19 protein-coding genes and 1 tRNA gene are annotated in these 13,926 nt (G+C 60.4%); 11 read left to right on the top strand and 9 right to left on the bottom strand.

Annotation, left to right across the window (positions count from 1 at the left end):
- Nucleotides 1-42 precede the first annotated feature (42 nt).
- Genes IP89_RS08275 through IP89_RS08260 form a run of 4 tightly spaced genes read right to left on the bottom strand, consistent with a single transcriptional unit; the run spans nt 43 to nt 2,722 of the window.
- A complete protein-coding gene (locus IP89_RS08275; protein ID WP_043308899.1) occupies nt 43-1,341 on the bottom strand; it encodes an NAD(P)/FAD-dependent oxidoreductase in 1,299 nt (432 codons plus the stop codon).
- Nucleotides 1,342-1,401: 60 nt separating this feature from the next.
- Nucleotides 1,402-1,575: a DUF3094 domain-containing protein gene (locus IP89_RS08270; protein WP_043309055.1), complete on the bottom strand. Its 174-nt coding sequence runs from the start codon at nt 1,573-1,575 to the stop codon at nt 1,402-1,404.
- 41 nt (nt 1,576-1,616) lie between these two features.
- A complete protein-coding gene (locus IP89_RS08265) occupies nt 1,617-2,099 on the bottom strand; it encodes an MOSC domain-containing protein (protein WP_043308897.1) in 483 nt (160 codons plus the stop codon).
- Complete coding sequence (locus IP89_RS08260; RefSeq protein WP_043308896.1) at nt 2,096-2,722, bottom strand: DUF1780 domain-containing protein; 627 nt, start codon at nt 2,720-2,722, stop codon at nt 2,096-2,098. Before IP89_RS08260 ends, IP89_RS08265 begins: the two co-directional genes overlap by 4 nt.
- Nucleotides 2,723-2,793: 71 nt before the next feature.
- Here IP89_RS08260 and IP89_RS08255 point away from each other — a divergent pair, with 71 nt between their 5' ends.
- The 4 genes from IP89_RS08255 (at nt 2,794) to IP89_RS08240 (ending at nt 4,690) form a co-directional block, all read left to right on the top strand.
- Entirely contained in the window at nt 2,794-3,213 is a 420-nt protein-coding gene (locus IP89_RS08255; protein ID WP_043308895.1) for a GNAT family N-acetyltransferase, read from the top strand.
- 2 nt (nt 3,214-3,215) lie between these two features.
- On the top strand, nt 3,216-3,692 hold the full coding sequence (locus IP89_RS08250) for an FAD/FMN-containing dehydrogenase (RefSeq protein ID WP_156115006.1): 477 nt from the start codon (nt 3,216-3,218) through the stop codon (nt 3,690-3,692).
- Complete coding sequence (locus IP89_RS08245; protein ID WP_043308894.1) at nt 3,689-4,384, top strand: energy-coupling factor ABC transporter permease; 696 nt, start codon at nt 3,689-3,691, stop codon at nt 4,382-4,384. Before IP89_RS08250 ends, IP89_RS08245 begins: the two co-directional genes overlap by 4 nt.
- Nucleotides 4,385-4,474: 90 nt before the next feature.
- Nucleotides 4,475-4,690, top strand: coding sequence for a hypothetical protein (locus IP89_RS08240; RefSeq protein ID WP_043309051.1), 216 nt, complete (start codon nt 4,475-4,477; stop codon nt 4,688-4,690).
- 1 nt (nt 4,691) lies between these two features.
- On the opposite strand, the gene yacG is transcribed toward IP89_RS08240, so the two are convergent.
- Genes yacG through pilB form a run of 5 tightly spaced genes read right to left on the bottom strand, consistent with a single transcriptional unit; the run spans nt 4,692 to nt 9,294 of the window.
- Nucleotides 4,692-4,886: a DNA gyrase inhibitor YacG gene (yacG, locus tag IP89_RS08235; protein ID WP_043308893.1), complete on the bottom strand. Its 195-nt coding sequence runs from the start codon at nt 4,884-4,886 to the stop codon at nt 4,692-4,694.
- Complete coding sequence (coaE, locus tag IP89_RS08230; protein WP_043308892.1) at nt 4,883-5,494, bottom strand: dephospho-CoA kinase; 612 nt, start codon at nt 5,492-5,494, stop codon at nt 4,883-4,885. The genes yacG and coaE overlap by 4 nt, the downstream gene beginning before the upstream one ends.
- Nucleotides 5,491-6,363: an A24 family peptidase gene (locus IP89_RS08225; protein WP_156115005.1), complete on the bottom strand. Its 873-nt coding sequence runs from the start codon at nt 6,361-6,363 to the stop codon at nt 5,491-5,493. Before IP89_RS08225 ends, coaE begins: the two co-directional genes overlap by 4 nt.
- Nucleotides 6,363-7,586, bottom strand: coding sequence for a type II secretion system F family protein (locus IP89_RS08220; protein WP_043308891.1), 1,224 nt, complete (start codon nt 7,584-7,586; stop codon nt 6,363-6,365). Before IP89_RS08220 ends, IP89_RS08225 begins: the two co-directional genes overlap by 1 nt.
- A 4-nt stretch (nt 7,587-7,590) precedes the next feature.
- On the bottom strand, nt 7,591-9,294 hold the full coding sequence (gene pilB / locus IP89_RS08215) for a type IV-A pilus assembly ATPase PilB (protein ID WP_043308890.1): 1,704 nt from the start codon (nt 9,292-9,294) through the stop codon (nt 7,591-7,593).
- Nucleotides 9,295-9,534: 240 nt separating this feature from the next.
- Between pilB and IP89_RS23820 the strand changes: the two genes are divergently transcribed.
- The 7 genes from IP89_RS23820 to IP89_RS08180 all read left to right on the top strand — a co-directional run bounded on the left by IP89_RS23820 (nt 9,535) and on the right by IP89_RS08180 (nt 13,896).
- On the top strand, nt 9,535-9,717 hold the full coding sequence (locus tag IP89_RS23820) for a type IV pilin protein (protein WP_043308889.1): 183 nt from the start codon (nt 9,535-9,537) through the stop codon (nt 9,715-9,717).
- A gap of 16 nt (nt 9,718-9,733) precedes the next feature.
- Complete coding sequence (locus IP89_RS23305) at nt 9,734-10,165, top strand: hypothetical protein (protein ID WP_156115004.1); 432 nt, start codon at nt 9,734-9,736, stop codon at nt 10,163-10,165.
- Between the two features lie 75 nt (nt 10,166-10,240).
- Nucleotides 10,241-11,038: an ABC transporter permease gene (locus IP89_RS08200; RefSeq protein WP_177326850.1), complete on the top strand. Its 798-nt coding sequence runs from the start codon at nt 10,241-10,243 to the stop codon at nt 11,036-11,038.
- Nucleotides 11,035-11,868: a hypothetical protein gene (locus tag IP89_RS08195; protein ID WP_043308886.1), complete on the top strand. Its 834-nt coding sequence runs from the start codon at nt 11,035-11,037 to the stop codon at nt 11,866-11,868. The genes IP89_RS08200 and IP89_RS08195 overlap by 4 nt, the downstream gene beginning before the upstream one ends.
- The gene (locus IP89_RS08190) at nt 11,865-12,758 is read left to right on the top strand and encodes an ABC transporter ATP-binding protein (RefSeq protein WP_043308885.1); all 894 of its coding nucleotides are present in this window, start codon (nt 11,865-11,867) and stop codon (nt 12,756-12,758) included. Before IP89_RS08195 ends, IP89_RS08190 begins: the two co-directional genes overlap by 4 nt.
- Nucleotides 12,759-12,763: 5 nt before the next feature.
- Nucleotides 12,764-13,795 (top strand): acyltransferase, encoded by a 1,032-nt coding sequence (locus tag IP89_RS08185; protein ID WP_043308884.1) that lies wholly within the window; start codon nt 12,764-12,766, stop codon nt 13,793-13,795.
- A gap of 25 nt (nt 13,796-13,820) precedes the next feature.
- Nucleotides 13,821-13,896, top strand: a tRNA-Thr gene (locus IP89_RS08180).
- The last annotated feature ends 30 nt before the right edge of the window (nt 13,897-13,926 follow it).

Here is a 13,926-nt window from a genome sequence, read left to right as displayed (position 1 = left end):
CCCGGCTGTGCAGGAAGGGGCGGCGAACCGCCCCTCGTACGCTTAGTGCAACTTCAGGCGTGGCTCGGTGCTGCGGCCGATGCGGTCGCCGAGCATCAGCAGGGCGGTGCGCAGCACGCCATACAGCGCCATCTGGTGCATGCGATACAGCGAGACGTAGAACATCCGCGCCAGCCAGCCCTCCAGTTTGACGCTGCCCATCAGGTTGCCCATCAGGTTGCCGACCGCCGAGAAACGCGACAGCGAGATCAGCGAGCCGTAGTCGCGGTACTGGAACTCCGGCAGCGCCTGGCCGCTCAGGCGCAGCTTGAGCGACTTGGCCAGCAGCGAGGCCTGCTGGTGCGCGGCCTGGGCGCGCGGCGGCACGGTGCGCTCGCTGCCGTCGCCGAGCGGGCAGGCGGCGCAGTCGCCGAAGGCGAAGATGTTGTCGTCCAGCGTGGTCTGTAGCGTCGGTCGCACCTGCAGCTGGTTGATGCGGTTGCTCTCCAGGCCATCCAGGTCCTTGAGGAACGCCGGTGCGCGAATGCCTGCGGCCCACACCTTGAGCCCGGCAGGCACTTCCATGCCCTGGGCGGTATGCAGGGCCTCGGCGGTCACCTGGCTGACTGCGGTGCCGGTGAGCACGGTCACGCCAAGCTTCTCCAGGGTCTTGTGTACCGGGCCGCTGATGCGCTCCGGCAGCGCCGGCAGTACGCGCGGGCCCGCCTCGATCAGGGTGATGCGCATGTTCTGCGGCTGGATGCGATCCAGGCCGTAGGCGGCCAGCTCGTGGGCAGCATGGTGCAGTTCGGCGGCCAGCTCCACGCCGGTGGCGCCCGCGCCGACTATGGCCACGCTGATGCGGCCGTCGTCATTCTTACCGGCATGCGCGCGCAGATAGTGGCTGAGCATCTGCCGGTGGAAGCGTTCGGCCTGCTCGCGGGTGTCGAGGAAGATGCAGTGCTCGGCGGCGCCGGTGGTGCCGAAGTCGTTGGTGGTGCTGCCGACGGCGATCACCAGGCTGTCGTAGGCCAGCTCGCGCTCGGGCAACAGCTCGCCGCCATCTTCATCGAGGGTGGCCGCCAGGCGAATCATCTTGCGCGAACGATCGAGGCCACTCATGCGCCCGAGCTGGAACTCGAAATGGTTCCATTTGCCCTGGGCCACATAGTTCAGCTCGTCCTCGGAGGAGTTCAGCGAGCCGGCAGCGACTTCGTGCAGCAGAGGTTTCCAGATGTGGGTGAGGTTGGCGTCGACCAGCACGATGCTGGCCTGCTTGCGCTTGCCCAGGGTTCTACCCAGGCGGGTAGCAAGCTCCAAGCCGCCGGCGCCGCCGCCGACGATCACGATGCGATGAGTCATGGGGATATCTCACAAGGCTTAAGGAAATCGGTAGGCCCGGCTGGGCGAGCGCGAGGCAGCTCATAGCACCAGTCCGGCGAGTAGGCGGGAGAGCAGGCCGAGCCCGATAGTCACGGCGACGACCATCAATAGAAGACGCCAGGGGCGGAACGGCTTGCGCTCCACCTGATGCTGCGGAGCGCTGAGGTACTGCTCGACGCGTTGCTGGTCTTCCGGGCTGAGACGGCTGGACATGGTGGTCCTCTCGATGAATGCCTTCATTCTAGACTTGGCGGTCAGGCCTGCTCAACGCGTACTTCGTCGTCCAGGCGAATCACGCCGCCCTCGATCACTCGTGCGGTGATGCCGCCGTGGCCACGCACGGCCTGGAAGGTGCCGGGGCCGAGGCGCTCCTCCAGGCGGGCGCAGGGCTGGCACCAGCCGGTGGTTTCCAGCAGCGCCTGGCCGATACGAAAGCGCCGGCCCTTGAGGCTGAACAGGTTGATGTCGCTGACCGCAATATTACGGCGCAGGTCGGCCGGGCTCAGCTCTCGACCGATCAGAGCGCGGATCACGGCCAGGTGTTCCCACTGAATCAGCGTCACCTGGCGGGCATTGCGTGGCCCGGGGCGGGCGTGGTCACCGGTCAGCCCGGCCTCTCGCCTGGCCTCCACGGCCTGCAGCTCGAGCATCGCTTCGCGCGCCAGTGGGCGCACGCCGAGCCAGCGCACGCGTCCGCGTTGCGGCACGTGGGCGATCAGTTCTGGCAGAGGAGTCACAGGGCGATACCGACATCGAACAGCACGGTGCGGCCCAGGTTGTGGCGCAGGAAGTCCGGCGCGTCGCGGTGGGCGAACAGCACCCGCGCGTAGTTGGGGCCGACCAGCGACAGCGAGCGCCAGCCCTGGCGCAGGTACTCGCTGGGCGGTGGAAACGGGCTGTTGAGATCCAGCACATCGCGCTTGAGGCTGACATAGGCGAGCAGGTCCAACTCGCTCAGATCGAGGTCACGCTCGCGGTAGTTGTGCGCCTTCTTGCGCAGGGTGGGCGCCAAGCGTGCCTGCAGCTCCACGGCAGGAATGCGTCGCGGGCGCGTCTCGCGGCGCAGCAACTGGCTGAGGGAGAGGGCGCTGCGCCTGCGCTGCAATTCTTCCTTCCATTCATCGTTGAGGCGGCGGCCCTTGTCGAGGACGAAGAACACCTCGAAGTTGGCGTCGCGGAACAGCACGTCCGGCGGCTCCTGGCCGGGGCTGAATTCTTCCTGGCGATGGCGCAGGTTGAGCGCCGCCAGCAGACGCTGGCAGACCCAGCGCTCGCGCTCCCATTTGCGCGCGTTGGAGAGGAAATCGTTGGCCTGTTCCGCCTGGCGTGTGAGCAGGCGCAGGTAGTCGGAGTCGTCCATGGCCGCAGCATAGCGTAAAAGCCGCAGCCGACCGGCCGGTGTAAACTGCGCCGGCTTGCCGAGGAGCCTCCATGCAGATCCGCGCCATCACCCCTGACGATCATGCTGCCCTGTTCGCGCTGTGGCAGCGCACGCCGGGCATCCAGCTGCGCGCCGAGGATGAGTACGCGCCGTTCTGTCGTTATCTGGCGCGCAACCCGGGGCTGAGCTTGCTGGTCGAAGACGAAGGTGCTGCGGTTGCCTGTCTGCTGGTGGGCCATGATGGCCGCCGTGGCTATCTGCAGCATCTGTTGGTCGATGAGTCCTGGCGTGGCCGCAGCCTGGCCCGTGCGTTGCTGGATGAGGCGTTGGCCCGCTTGGCGGATCTTGGGGTGCACAAATCGCATGTCTTCGTGCTGCGCGATGCGCCCGAGGCGCTGGCGTTCTGGCTCGCCCAGGCGGGTTGGGGCGAGCGCGAGGATATCGCCGTGTTTTCCACGAGGAGTGAATGAGCATGAAGCAACTGCGCTGGTGGCTGCTGCCTCTGCTGTGCGGCTGGTTGGGCGCCGCCATGGCGCTGGAGCCTGGTGAGCGGCTGGCACCCTGGACGCTGCTGGATCAGCATGACCAGGCCTATACCCTCGATGACCAGTTGCAGGTGCTGCTGGTGGCGCGTGGCATGGAGGCTGCCGAGCTGGTGCAGCAGGCGCTGAGCGGTCGCGAGCCGGGCTATCTGGAGCAGCATCGTGTGGTGTTTCTCGCCGATATCAGTGCGATGCCGGCGCCGATCGCCAGTCTGTTTGCCATTCCGGCGATGCGTGATTACAACTATCGCGTGATGCTCGACCGCACGGGGCGTGTCGCATCGCGCTACCCGGGCGCCAAGGCCGAGCTGCTCTGGCTGCAGCTGGATGCTGGTCGTTTGCTCGAGCTGCGCCGTTTCACCCAGACCGATGACTTGCGCGCGGCGCTGGATGGGCTGGCGCGGTGATCGCCGCCGAGCTGTTGTTGCCGCTCAGCCATTGGTTGGGCTGGATGCTCTATACCGCGATTCTTCTGTGGGCAGTCTGGCGCACGCCCTGGGTCGAGCTGTTCAGCGACCAGCGCCGCCAGCACTTGCTGTTCGGTACCGTGCTCGCGTTGTTCCTGCTATGGCTGGTGCGGCGCGATTTCGCCTCGGGCCTATCCTTCCACTTCATCGGCATGACTGCCGTGACCTTGCTGCTGGACTGGCCGCTGGCACTGCTCGGCGGTTTCGCCGCGCAACTCGGCCTGCTCGCCTTCGGTCGCCTGGATCTGGCGGCGCTGGGCGTCAACGGCCTGCTGCTGGTGGTGACGCCGGTGGCGATCACCGAGTTCTTCGCCGTGCAGGTGGAGCGCCGCCAGCCGCGTAACCTGTTCGTCTACATCTTCTGCTGCGGCTTCTTCCCGGCCGCGCTGACCGCACTGGTCTGCCTCCTTGGCGGGCTGGCGCTGCTCTGGCATGACGGCCTGTACGTGATGCCGCCGTGGCTGGACGACTTCGTCGGCTACCTGTGGCTGGTGATGTTCCCCGAGGCTTTCATCAACGGCATGCTGGTCACCGGCCTGGTGGTGTTCTATCCGGACTGGCTGGAGACCTTCAATCGCACGCGCTACCTGTCGGCACCGTGGAAGGACAGCGACACCGATGGGCGCCCATAAGCGCCATCTATCCCGCGGCTGCAGCTGATCCAGGTCAAGAATTCATGGCGGGCAGCGCTCATGCTGGAGCAAATTCAGGAGGGCATCAGCATGGGCGTACATCAGTGGGCGCGGCAGGAACTGGAGGCTAGCCTCGGGCGGGCGCAGGAGCAGGGCTTCGATCCGCTGCTCAGTCTGCGGGCGCTGCTTAGTGAGGCGGTGGAGCTGAATCGACTGGAGCGCGAAGTGGCCGACTTGGCCCAGGAGCTGCAATTTCTCGCCGACAACCTGGACCCGGAACGCGACTACGCCTTCATGCGCCCCTGACTCAGTGCTCGCGGGGCGGCAGGTCTTCGGAGAAGGGCGAATCTTCCAGCGAGTCGCCGGGAATGGCGTGGGCTTCGGAGGCCCAGGCGCCGAGGTCGATCAGTTTGCAGCGCTCGCTACAGAAGGGCCGATTGGAGCTCTGCGGGCCCCATTCGACGGGGGCGCCGCAGGTCGGGCATTCGACGGTGCTGCTCATGCTTGGCCTCCGTTCAGGGTCAGGTAGAAGTGGTGCAGGCGCTCGACCTCGCTGTGTAGCCAGGCCAGGTCGCGGTCGTTGACCAGTACATCGTTGGCGTGGCGCAGGCGTTCATCGCGGCTGCTCTGTGCCTTGAGGATGGCGCGGATCTGTTCCTCGCTGGCGCCATCACGGCTCATGCTGCGCTCGAGTTGCAGCTGCTCGGGAGCATCCACCACCAGTACGCGTTGGGTCATCTTGTGCTGGCCGGACTCGATCAGCAGTGGCGAGACCAGAATGGAGTAGGGCGATTCGGCGCGGGCCAGGTGCTGGTTGATCTCCTGGAAGATTAGCGGATGCAGCAGGCCTTCCAGCCAGCGGCGCTGGGCTTCGTCTTGGAATACCTGCTGGCGCAGGGCGGCGCGGTTCAGGCTGCCATCGGTCATCAGGATCTGATCGCCGAAGCGCTCGGCGATCTTCGCCAGGGCAGGGCGCCCAGGCTCGACTACCCAGCGGGCGGCATGATCGGCATCTACCAGATGCACGCCGAGATCAATGAAATGCTGGGCAGCGGCACTCTTGCCGCTGCCTATGCCTCCGGCGAGGCCGAGAATCCAGGGTTTGCTCATCTAAAACCGGCGAACTGCAGATAGGTCCCGGTTATTTGATCACCCCAGAGCAATGCAATCCAGCCGGCAATGGCCAGGTACGGACCGAAGGGGATGGGCGTGCTGGTTTCCTGGTTACGCAGGCGCAGCATGATGACGCCAAGCACTGCGCCGACCAGCGACGACAGCAGGATGGTCAGTGGCAGGATCTGCCAGCCACCCCAGGCGCCGAGCATGGCCAGCAGCTTGAAGTCGCCATAGCCCATGCCTTCCTTGCCGGTCAGCAGCTTGAACAGCCAGTACACCGACCACAGACTCAGATAGCCGGCAATCGCACCCCACAGGGCATCTTCCAGGCTGGCGAACAGGCCGAACTGGTTGACGATCAGGCCGAGCCAGAGCAGCGGCAGCACCAGAGCGTCCGGCAGCAGCTGGTGATCGCAGTCGATCATGCTCATCGCCAGCAGACCCCATGTCAGCACCAGCACACCGGCTGCCTGCCAGCCAAAGCCGAAGTGGTATGCCACATAGCCGGAGAGCAGACCGCAGGCTAGTTCGATCAGCGGATAGCGCTTACTGATCGGAGTCTTGCAACTGGCGCATTTGCCTCGCAAGAACAGGTAGCTGACTACCGGGATGTTCTCCCAGGGACGAATCTGATGGCCGCAGTTGGGGCAGCAAGAGTTCGGCAGCACCAGATTGAAGGTGCCCTGGTTGGGCTCCTCTGGCAGTTCGAGAATCTCCCGAGCCTGTTGCCGCCAATCGCGCTGCATCATCACCGGGAGGCGATAGATGACTACGTTGAGGAAGCTGCCGATGAGCATGCCTAGCACGGCAGAACACAAAACAAAGGCCGGCAAATTGCCGGCCATGAATTCAACTAGGGTCATTATCCAATAACGCCGCCGAGGCTGAAGATCGGCAGGTACATTGCGATAATGAGGCCGCCAACGAGTATGCCCAGGACAGCCATGATCAATGGCTCAAGGAGTGTGGTGAGGTTGTCCACGGCATTGTCGACCTCGGCCTCATAGTAAGAGGCAACCTTGTCGAGCATTTCATCCAGGGCGCCGGACTCTTCACCGATGGCAGTCATCTGAATGGCCATGGCAGGGAAAACGCCGGTAGTGCGCATTGAGAAGTTCAATTGCATACCTGTCGAAACATCCTGCTTGATCTTCTGCACTGCATTGCGGAAAACCACGTTGCCCGTGGCCCCTGCGACCGAGTCCAAGGCGTCAACCAGCGGCACGCCTGCTGCGAAGGTGGTTGCCAGGGTGCGGCCGAAGCGTGCGACCACCGCTTTGTAGAGGATGCCGCCAAAGATGGGGAGCTTGAGCATCGTCCGATCGAGCCCATCGCGGAATTTCTCGCTGCGCCGGTGTATGGCTTTGAATCCGAAAATAGAGCCAATGATTGCGATGAGAATCAGGAACCACCATTCCTGCATGAATTCGGAAAGGTGAATCACCATCATCGTGAATGCGGGTAATTCCGCACCAAAGCCGGCAAATACACCCTGGAAGGTCGGAACGACCTTGATGAGCAGGATTGCGGTGACGATCACTGCAACGACGACTACCGAGATTGGGTAGGTCATTGCTTTTTTGATCTTTGCTTTAAGTGCTTCTGTCTTTTCTTTGTAGGTGGCTACTCGGTCGAGCAGTTGCTCCAAGGCGCCGGACTGTTCACCGGAATCGACCAAGTTGCAGTACAGATCATCGAAATAGAGCGGGAATTTACGCAAGGAGTTGGCCAGGCTGTTACCAGCAGCCACTTCCTGTTTCACGTTTTCGATGAGGGTTCGGACGTTAGGGTTTTCACAACCTTCGGAAATGATGTCGAAGGACTGCAGTAGCGGAACACCTGCCCCCAGCATCGTTGCCATTTGCCGGGTGAACAGGGCGATGTCCATCGGCTTGATCTTTTTTCCTCCGCCGCCGAAGAGCGGTTTCGGCTTCTTTTTAACCTTGTCGACGATGATGCCCTGCGAGCGTAGCTGCGCGCGCACCAGAGGCATGGCTGTACTGGACACTTCGCCCTTGAGCTTGTTGCCTCTCTTGTCCTTACCTTCCCACTGGAAAGTAGTGGTCTTGAGCGCTTTCTCCGCCATTTTTTTAATCCTTGGTTACGCGGTTGATTTCCTCAAGACTGGTAAGGCCGTTCATGGCCTTTAGTAGTCCGGAGGTGCGCAGGTCGTTAAAGCCGTCTTTGCGCATCTGCTCGGCAATATCGATGGAGTTACCTTCCTCCATGATAATTCTTTGCAGCGCGGGCGTGATTTTAACTACTTCATAAATCCCCACGCGCCCTTTGTAACCGCCTTTACAGTGCTCGCAACCAACTGGGCCGAAGAGCTTGAGGGTGCCCACCTTGTCGGCGGGGAAGCCTTCGGCGGCCTGGGTTTCGGGGGGGACCGTTACTTCTTTCTTGCAGCTGCTGCAGAGCTTGCGTGCCAGGCGCTGCGCGATGATCAGGTTCACGGATGTCGCAATGTTGAACGAGGGGACGCCCATGTTGCGTAAGCGTGTCAGGGTTTCCGAAGCGCTGTTGGTGTGCAGCGTAGACATCACCATGTGGCCCGTCTGCGCGGCTTTGACAGCGATGGATGCGGTCTCGAGGTCGCGAATCTCGCCGACCATGATCACGTCCGGGTCCTGGCGGAGGAATGCGCGTAGCGCTTGGGCGAAGTCCATGCCTTGCTTGGGGTTGACGTTGACCTGGTTGATACCCTCCAGGTTGATTTCCACGGGGTCTTCCGCAGTAGAAATATTCACGTCTACCGTGTTGAGGATGTTCAGGCCGGTATAAAGCGATACGGTTTTGCCGGAGCCGGTTGGGCCGGTCACCAGAATCATGCCCTGCGGTTTTGCCAGGGCGTCCATATAAAGCTGGCGCTGGTTTTCTTCGTAACCCAGCGCGTCGATGCCCATCTGCGCACTTGTGGGGTCGAGGATCCGCATCACGATCTTCTCACCCCATAGCGTGGGGCAGGTATTGACACGAAAGTCGATGGATTTGGTCTTCGAGATGCGCATCTTGATGCGCCCGTCCTGCGGTTTTCTTCTCTCGGAAATATCCATGCTTGCCATTACTTTTAGGCGTGCCGAGATGCGTGAGGCTAGCTGGATCGGGGGCTTGGCGACCTCATGAAGGACGCCGTCGGTGCGGAAGCGAACTCGGTAGAGTTTTTCGTAAGGTTCGAAGTGCAGGTCCGATGAGCCGCCTTTGATGGCGTCTAGAAGCATCTTGTTAACGAACTTCACCACGGGGGCGTCATCCGCATCCATGGTTGGGCTATCGTCCTGATCGTTGGTGCCGCTTTCGATCTCGAGTCCGTCCTCAAGGTCGATATCGCCAAGCCCCTCCATGGCTTTGTTGTCGCTTTCAAAGTAGCGATCGATGGCGGCGTCCAGGCGGTCATCCTCGACCAACACCAGTTCGGTATTTAGACCGGTGCTGAATTGAATGTCGGTCACAGCCTGCTGCAGCGTGGGGTCCGACATACCAATGTAAAGCTTGTTGCCGCGCCGCCAGAGAGGAATGGCTCGGTGTTGTCGCGCTAGCTTCTCGCTGATCAAATCCCTGGGTTGCTGTTCCTTGTCCAGTGATCCAAGGTCAAAATAGGGGACGCCAAACTGCTCTGCTGCCTGACTGGCGAGGGCCTTGCCGCTGACCAGCTTGTTTTGCACCAGATAGCTGACCAGAGGGATCTGGTTGCGCTGCGCCTGTTGTGCCGCACGGCTGGCGGTGGCCTCGTCTAGCAGCTCGGCGAGTACAAGTTGCCTGGCTAGGCCTGTCAAAACGGGAGTATTGGTCATGGGATACTGGCTTGGTGGCAAATGACCAAATTTATAACCGAGAAGGAGAAGGGCTGCCACTTAAGGGGACGCGTGTGACGCTAATTGTCAGTTATGGGCCGAATGTGGATGTGCTGGCGAAGGGGGAGGTAGGGGAAGCCTGCTGGACGTGGACTTCGAGAAGTTGGCATGCACTTTGTATCGGTCATTCATAAGCGGGGCAGTAGGCTCCGTTAAAGCAGTCACTAGGAGACCGTCGAAATGTCGAAGAAAGTTCAGAAGGGCTTTACCCTCATCGAGCTGATGATCGTGGTTGCGATCATCGGTATCCTCGCTGCCGTTGCCATTCCGCAGTTCCAGGAATACCAGGCAAAGGGCTATGACAAATCGGCTCAGTCCGATGCCCGTAACATCATGACCGGCGCTATCGCTCAATCTAACTAAGCCTGAGGATATTGATATGAAAAAGATTCTGATTTCTTCTCTGGCTGCGCTGAGTGTTGTGGCTTCTTCGGGTGCTTTTGCCACTACTGAAAACTCTAAAGACTTGGGTGATATTCAGCTGAATAACGGCTACAACAGCATTATTGCCGCTGCTGCAGTTGCGAATATTCCTTCTATCGGTACCTTGCTGCCGGTTGCCAACCGCGGTGGTTTTGTTAAGAACGAATTTGATTTCGTGATTTCCGCCAACAATGCGGTCGGCGTCGTCGATAACCCGACCGTATTCGGTGTGGTTGTAGGTAACAATAAAGGCTACGGCGTATACACTGGTACCTCGCTGGGCGGCAGCATCAGCCAGTGCGGTGCTCTGGATAAAGCAGGTAAGGCGGCTGCCCTGGCGGTTACCGGTACCCTGGATGTGACTAAAGCTAACGGTTGCAATCGCTAATCGAGCGTTAGTGTCTCAAAAGACAGGCCCAAGCGGCCTGTCTTTTTTTGTCTTGGATTAATGCAGGGCGTTGTGATGAGTGAGCTGGTGCGGCTGGGGGTCAAGGCAGGCATTCGTGGGGTTGGTCTGCGAGTCTTGCTGATGGTGGCCAGTTTGGTGCTGGTGGTCAGTCTGCTGGCGGCGGGCTTTTCGGGCCGGCAGCCCACTACCGTGGCCTTGGATGTGGGACTCAGTGGTCTGCGCTTTGCCATGCTGATTCTGGTTCTGCTCTGGGTGCAGGATATGTTTGCTCGTGACATCGAGCGTAAGACAGTCTACTTCGTGCTTGCCTACCCCATTACCCGCTGGCAATACCTGTTGTCGCGTTTTGTCACAGTGGCCCTGCTGGCCCTGCTGGCCCTGCTGGTGATCGGTGGTTTGTTGTGGCTGTCACTTCAGCGTGAGGTGGAGTACGAGCAGCTGCGGCCGGTGAATCTCGGTGGTAAGTACCTGTTAGTCATGCTTTCCATCTGGCTGGATGCGTTGGTGATTTGCAGTTTCGCGCTGTTTCTGGCCAGTCTATCGACTACACCCTTCCTGCCATTACTGCTGGGCTTTGCCTTCGGCCTGGCGGCTCGTGGCTTGGGGCCGGCGATCGGGGCGCTGCATGGCGCGCGCTCCGATCCGCTGCATGCCTCGCTGTTTGGGCCAGTGTTGGAATACTCCTACGTCTGGTTGCCCGATCTGTCTCGACTAGACTGGCGCCCACTGGCGCTGTATGACCTGCCGGTACCATGGGCTGGCCTAGGGCTGGCGGTAGTCAATGCTCTGGGGTTTGCGGGAATCATGCTTGGGCTGGCCAGTCTGATCTTTCAGCGGCGCAATTTCACATGAGTCTTTGGCGTGGCTTGTTGTGCGTGGTCTTAGCGTGGGGAGTGTTTGCCGGGGCTGGGTATGTTCAGCGTGAAAGTCAGCGGCTGGAAGTGCAGAGCGAATTGCTCAGAGTCCGTCTGCCGCTGCTAGTGCAGCTGGCATATTCGGGTGGTGATCCCTTCCTGGCAGCCAACACTAACGTATTTCGCAGCCTGATGGTGGACGCGAAGGTGACCGAGGGTGAGACCTATCGAATTCAGGGGCAATTGCAGGTGGATGCGGCGCGCTTCAATCCCTGGCACGAGGACAACTACTACGTCGGCGCGGCGATTCTGCCTTGGAATGGCCAGGTCGAAGCCGGGCAGTTCGTACTGCTGAATGCGGCCAACTCCCGTGATTGGGACATGTGGCCGGCCTTTTACTACGCCTTCAATGCCATGTATTTCGAGCGCGATATGGCCCGCGCTGGACATTGGGCTGAGGTGGCAGCTCAGCGCCATCCGCGTAATGCGGCAGCCCTGCGCAGCATGGCGGCGGCTTGGTATGAGCGGGGTGACGATCCGCGAGATGCGATGGGTATCCTGCAGGCTATGCATGATCAGAGTAGCGATGAAAATTTCCGTGCCCTGTTGCAGGCGCGTATGCAGCGCCTCGCTGGTTTGGCAGCGTTGCGTGACGCTGCCGCTGAGTATCGATCTCGCAATGGTAGGGTTGCGCAGGGTCTGAAGCAGCTCCTTGGCTATGCCGGGCTAGAGCAGTTACCGCAGGACCCTCTGCAAATTGGTTATGGCTTAGACCAACAGGGTCAGCCGCAGCTGGCCGATCATGTAGTTCAGCGGAATGTGAAATGAAGGCGATCGAAGTTACTGGGTTACACAAGGCCTTCAAGCTCAAGGGCAAGGCTATCAAGGCGCTCGATGATGTGAGCTTCTCTGTGGAGCTGGGGCAGTCGGTTGGCTTTATCGGGCAGAACGGGGCTGGCAAGAGCACCACTATCAAAATTCTGTTTGGTGCTTTGCGTGCCGACTCGGGCGATGCGCGCTTGATGGGGTTGCCGGCAGATGATTCTTCCTCGCGGCTGGGGGTAGGGTATGTGCCGGAAAATCCTTATCTGTACGAGCAGCTAACTCCGCGCGAGGTGGTTAGCAGCGGTTTGCGCTTGCATGGCGTTCGCGGTGTCGAGAACGTGCGGCGCACGGAGCTTTGGCTCGAGAAGCTGGGCATTGCCTACGCAGCCGACAAGCGTATTCGCAACTTGTCCAAGGGTATGACACAGCGTACGGCGTTGGCTCATGCCTTTGCCATTGAGCCCAAGTTGTTGGTGCTCGACGAGCCTATGTCAGGTCTGGACCCGGTAGGACGCCGCCAGGTGGCTGACCTGATGCAGGAGTATCGTTTGGCAGGGGGGACGCTGTTCTTCTGTACGCATATCCTGCATGACGTGGAGCGTCTGGCGGACTATTTCGTGATGATCGATCGAGGCAAGGTGCGGGCGCAGCAAGGCGTTGCCGAGCTCTTGGCGAGTCAGGGCGATATGGTGATTCGCTATCTGGGTGACGCTGGGTTGCCGGGCTTCGAGCGCGATGCCGGGCAGGTCTGGAAGGGCCTCCTGCCTCGCCCCGCATTACCTGAGGTGCTGGCGCAGATCGAGGCCATGCAAGGAGTTCTGCTGAATATCCATCCGCTCAATTCCCTTGAGGAGTTGTTCGATAGCGTGGTGGGTGAGGCAGCACAGGCCTAAGAGATATGCGCTACGTTGCTGGGTTGGATGGTCTGAGGGCGTTGGCCATCCTGCTGGTGCTGTTCTTCCACTCAAAGGTGCCGGGGTTGCCAGGTGGCAATGTTGGCGTCGATCTGTTCCTGGTTCTTAGCGGTTTTCTGATTACCTCGTTGCTGTTGGATGAGCAGGATCGCAGCGGAACGATTGGGTTAAAACGCTTCTATCTGAGGCGGGCCTGGCGTTTAACGCCAGCGCTGTTATTGATGCTTTTTCTCTATTCGTTGTTTGCGCCGCTGCTTTGGCCGGAATACTTCTTTCATTTGCGAGATGTACTGGCTGTCTTGTGGTATGTGGCCAATTTGGCCGCTGCTGCGGGATATGCGCCGGAGAAGTTGCTGCATGGTTGGTCGCTTGGGCTTGAAGAGCAGTTCTACCTGATTTGGCCTCTGGTGTTGCTTGCTGTTTTCAGACTGTTGAGTAGGGGCATGCTTTGGCGGGCTTTGCTGGGGTTGTATGTCCTGCTTTGTGCGTGGCGGATTTGGTGCCTTTACGGTATGGGTGCTCCGGGCGGCCTGGCCTATTACCGCCCGGATTTACATGCAGGAGGGCTGGTTCTAGGAGCTGCGCTTGCTGCCTGGTGGAGACAGCAGAAAGAAGTTGGCGGTAATGCGTGGATGGCGAAGTTGGGTTGGCTTTCATTGGTCGTTGCCTTGATCTCGCCTCAGTCGGATGAGCTCCATCTCGCTCTATTTGTCCCGCTCGCGGAGATTGGTACCGCTCTATTGATTGTTTCCATTTTGCTTGGAAAGCAGACGCTGTTTGCGGGGCGGCTGGTGACCCATATTGGCAAATTGTCTTACGGACTCTATCTCTTCCATTACCCGATCATGCTTTATCTGGTGCAGTGTCGCCTGCATTGGCTCGTGGTTTTCTGTATCGGGGGCGTGTTGTCCTATGCTCTTGCCTGGGTAAGCTTCAATACCGTGGAGGCTGCGGCTCGTCGATATCGCGAGCGCCTGTGGCCGAGCCCGCAGTCTGCAGCTCTTGAGTTGCGATAGAAGAGGTTGCTATAAGGTTGGCCGCGCCGGTGTAGCTCAGTTGGTAGAGCAGCGCACTCGTAACGCGAAGGTCGCAGGTTCGATTCCTGTCTCCGGCACCATATAAAACAAAAGCCCCGCATTTGGCAGGG

Source organism: Pseudomonas sp. ML96, from assembly GCF_000761545.1.
Lineage (GTDB): Bacteria > Pseudomonadota > Gammaproteobacteria > Pseudomonadales > Pseudomonadaceae > Aquipseudomonas.
The sequence above is the reverse complement of the archived record's forward strand: the minus strand, read 5'-3'. Positions and strand labels throughout refer to the sequence as shown.

What these genes read in the sequence shown, in the direction of transcription:
- IP89_RS08240 (WP_043309051.1), top strand. Translation starts at nt 4,475, where the DNA reads ATGGGCGTACATCAGTGGGCGCGGCAGGAACTGGAGGCTAGCCTCGGG.
- IP89_RS08220 (WP_043308891.1), bottom strand. Translation starts at nt 7,586, where the DNA reads ATGGCGGAGAAAGCGCTCAAGACCACTACTTTCCAGTGGGAAGGTAAG.
- IP89_RS08200 (WP_177326850.1), top strand. Translation starts at nt 10,241, where the DNA reads ATGAGTGAGCTGGTGCGGCTGGGGGTCAAGGCAGGCATTCGTGGGGTT.
- IP89_RS08260 (WP_043308896.1), bottom strand. Translation starts at nt 2,722, where the DNA reads ATGGACGACTCCGACTACCTGCGCCTGCTCACACGCCAGGCGGAACAG.
- IP89_RS08190 (WP_043308885.1), top strand. Translation starts at nt 11,865, where the DNA reads ATGAAGGCGATCGAAGTTACTGGGTTACACAAGGCCTTCAAGCTCAAG.
- IP89_RS23820 (WP_043308889.1), top strand. Translation starts at nt 9,535, where the DNA reads ATGTCGAAGAAAGTTCAGAAGGGCTTTACCCTCATCGAGCTGATGATC.
- pilB (WP_043308890.1), bottom strand. Translation starts at nt 9,294, where the DNA reads ATGACCAATACTCCCGTTTTGACAGGCCTAGCCAGGCAACTTGTACTC.
- IP89_RS08185 (WP_043308884.1), top strand. Translation starts at nt 12,764, where the DNA reads ATGCGCTACGTTGCTGGGTTGGATGGTCTGAGGGCGTTGGCCATCCTG.
- yacG (WP_043308893.1), bottom strand. Translation starts at nt 4,886, where the DNA reads ATGAGCAGCACCGTCGAATGCCCGACCTGCGGCGCCCCCGTCGAATGG.
- coaE (WP_043308892.1), bottom strand. Translation starts at nt 5,494, where the DNA reads ATGAGCAAACCCTGGATTCTCGGCCTCGCCGGAGGCATAGGCAGCGGC.
- IP89_RS08250 (WP_156115006.1), top strand. Translation starts at nt 3,216, where the DNA reads ATGAAGCAACTGCGCTGGTGGCTGCTGCCTCTGCTGTGCGGCTGGTTG.
- IP89_RS08225 (WP_156115005.1), bottom strand. Translation starts at nt 6,363, where the DNA reads ATGACCCTAGTTGAATTCATGGCCGGCAATTTGCCGGCCTTTGTTTTG.
- IP89_RS08270 (WP_043309055.1), bottom strand. Translation starts at nt 1,575, where the DNA reads ATGTCCAGCCGTCTCAGCCCGGAAGACCAGCAACGCGTCGAGCAGTAC.
- IP89_RS23305 (WP_156115004.1), top strand. Translation starts at nt 9,734, where the DNA reads ATGAAAAAGATTCTGATTTCTTCTCTGGCTGCGCTGAGTGTTGTGGCT.
- IP89_RS08255 (WP_043308895.1), top strand. Translation starts at nt 2,794, where the DNA reads ATGCAGATCCGCGCCATCACCCCTGACGATCATGCTGCCCTGTTCGCG.
- IP89_RS08195 (WP_043308886.1), top strand. Translation starts at nt 11,035, where the DNA reads ATGAGTCTTTGGCGTGGCTTGTTGTGCGTGGTCTTAGCGTGGGGAGTG.
- IP89_RS08275 (WP_043308899.1), bottom strand. Translation starts at nt 1,341, where the DNA reads ATGACTCATCGCATCGTGATCGTCGGCGGCGGCGCCGGCGGCTTGGAG.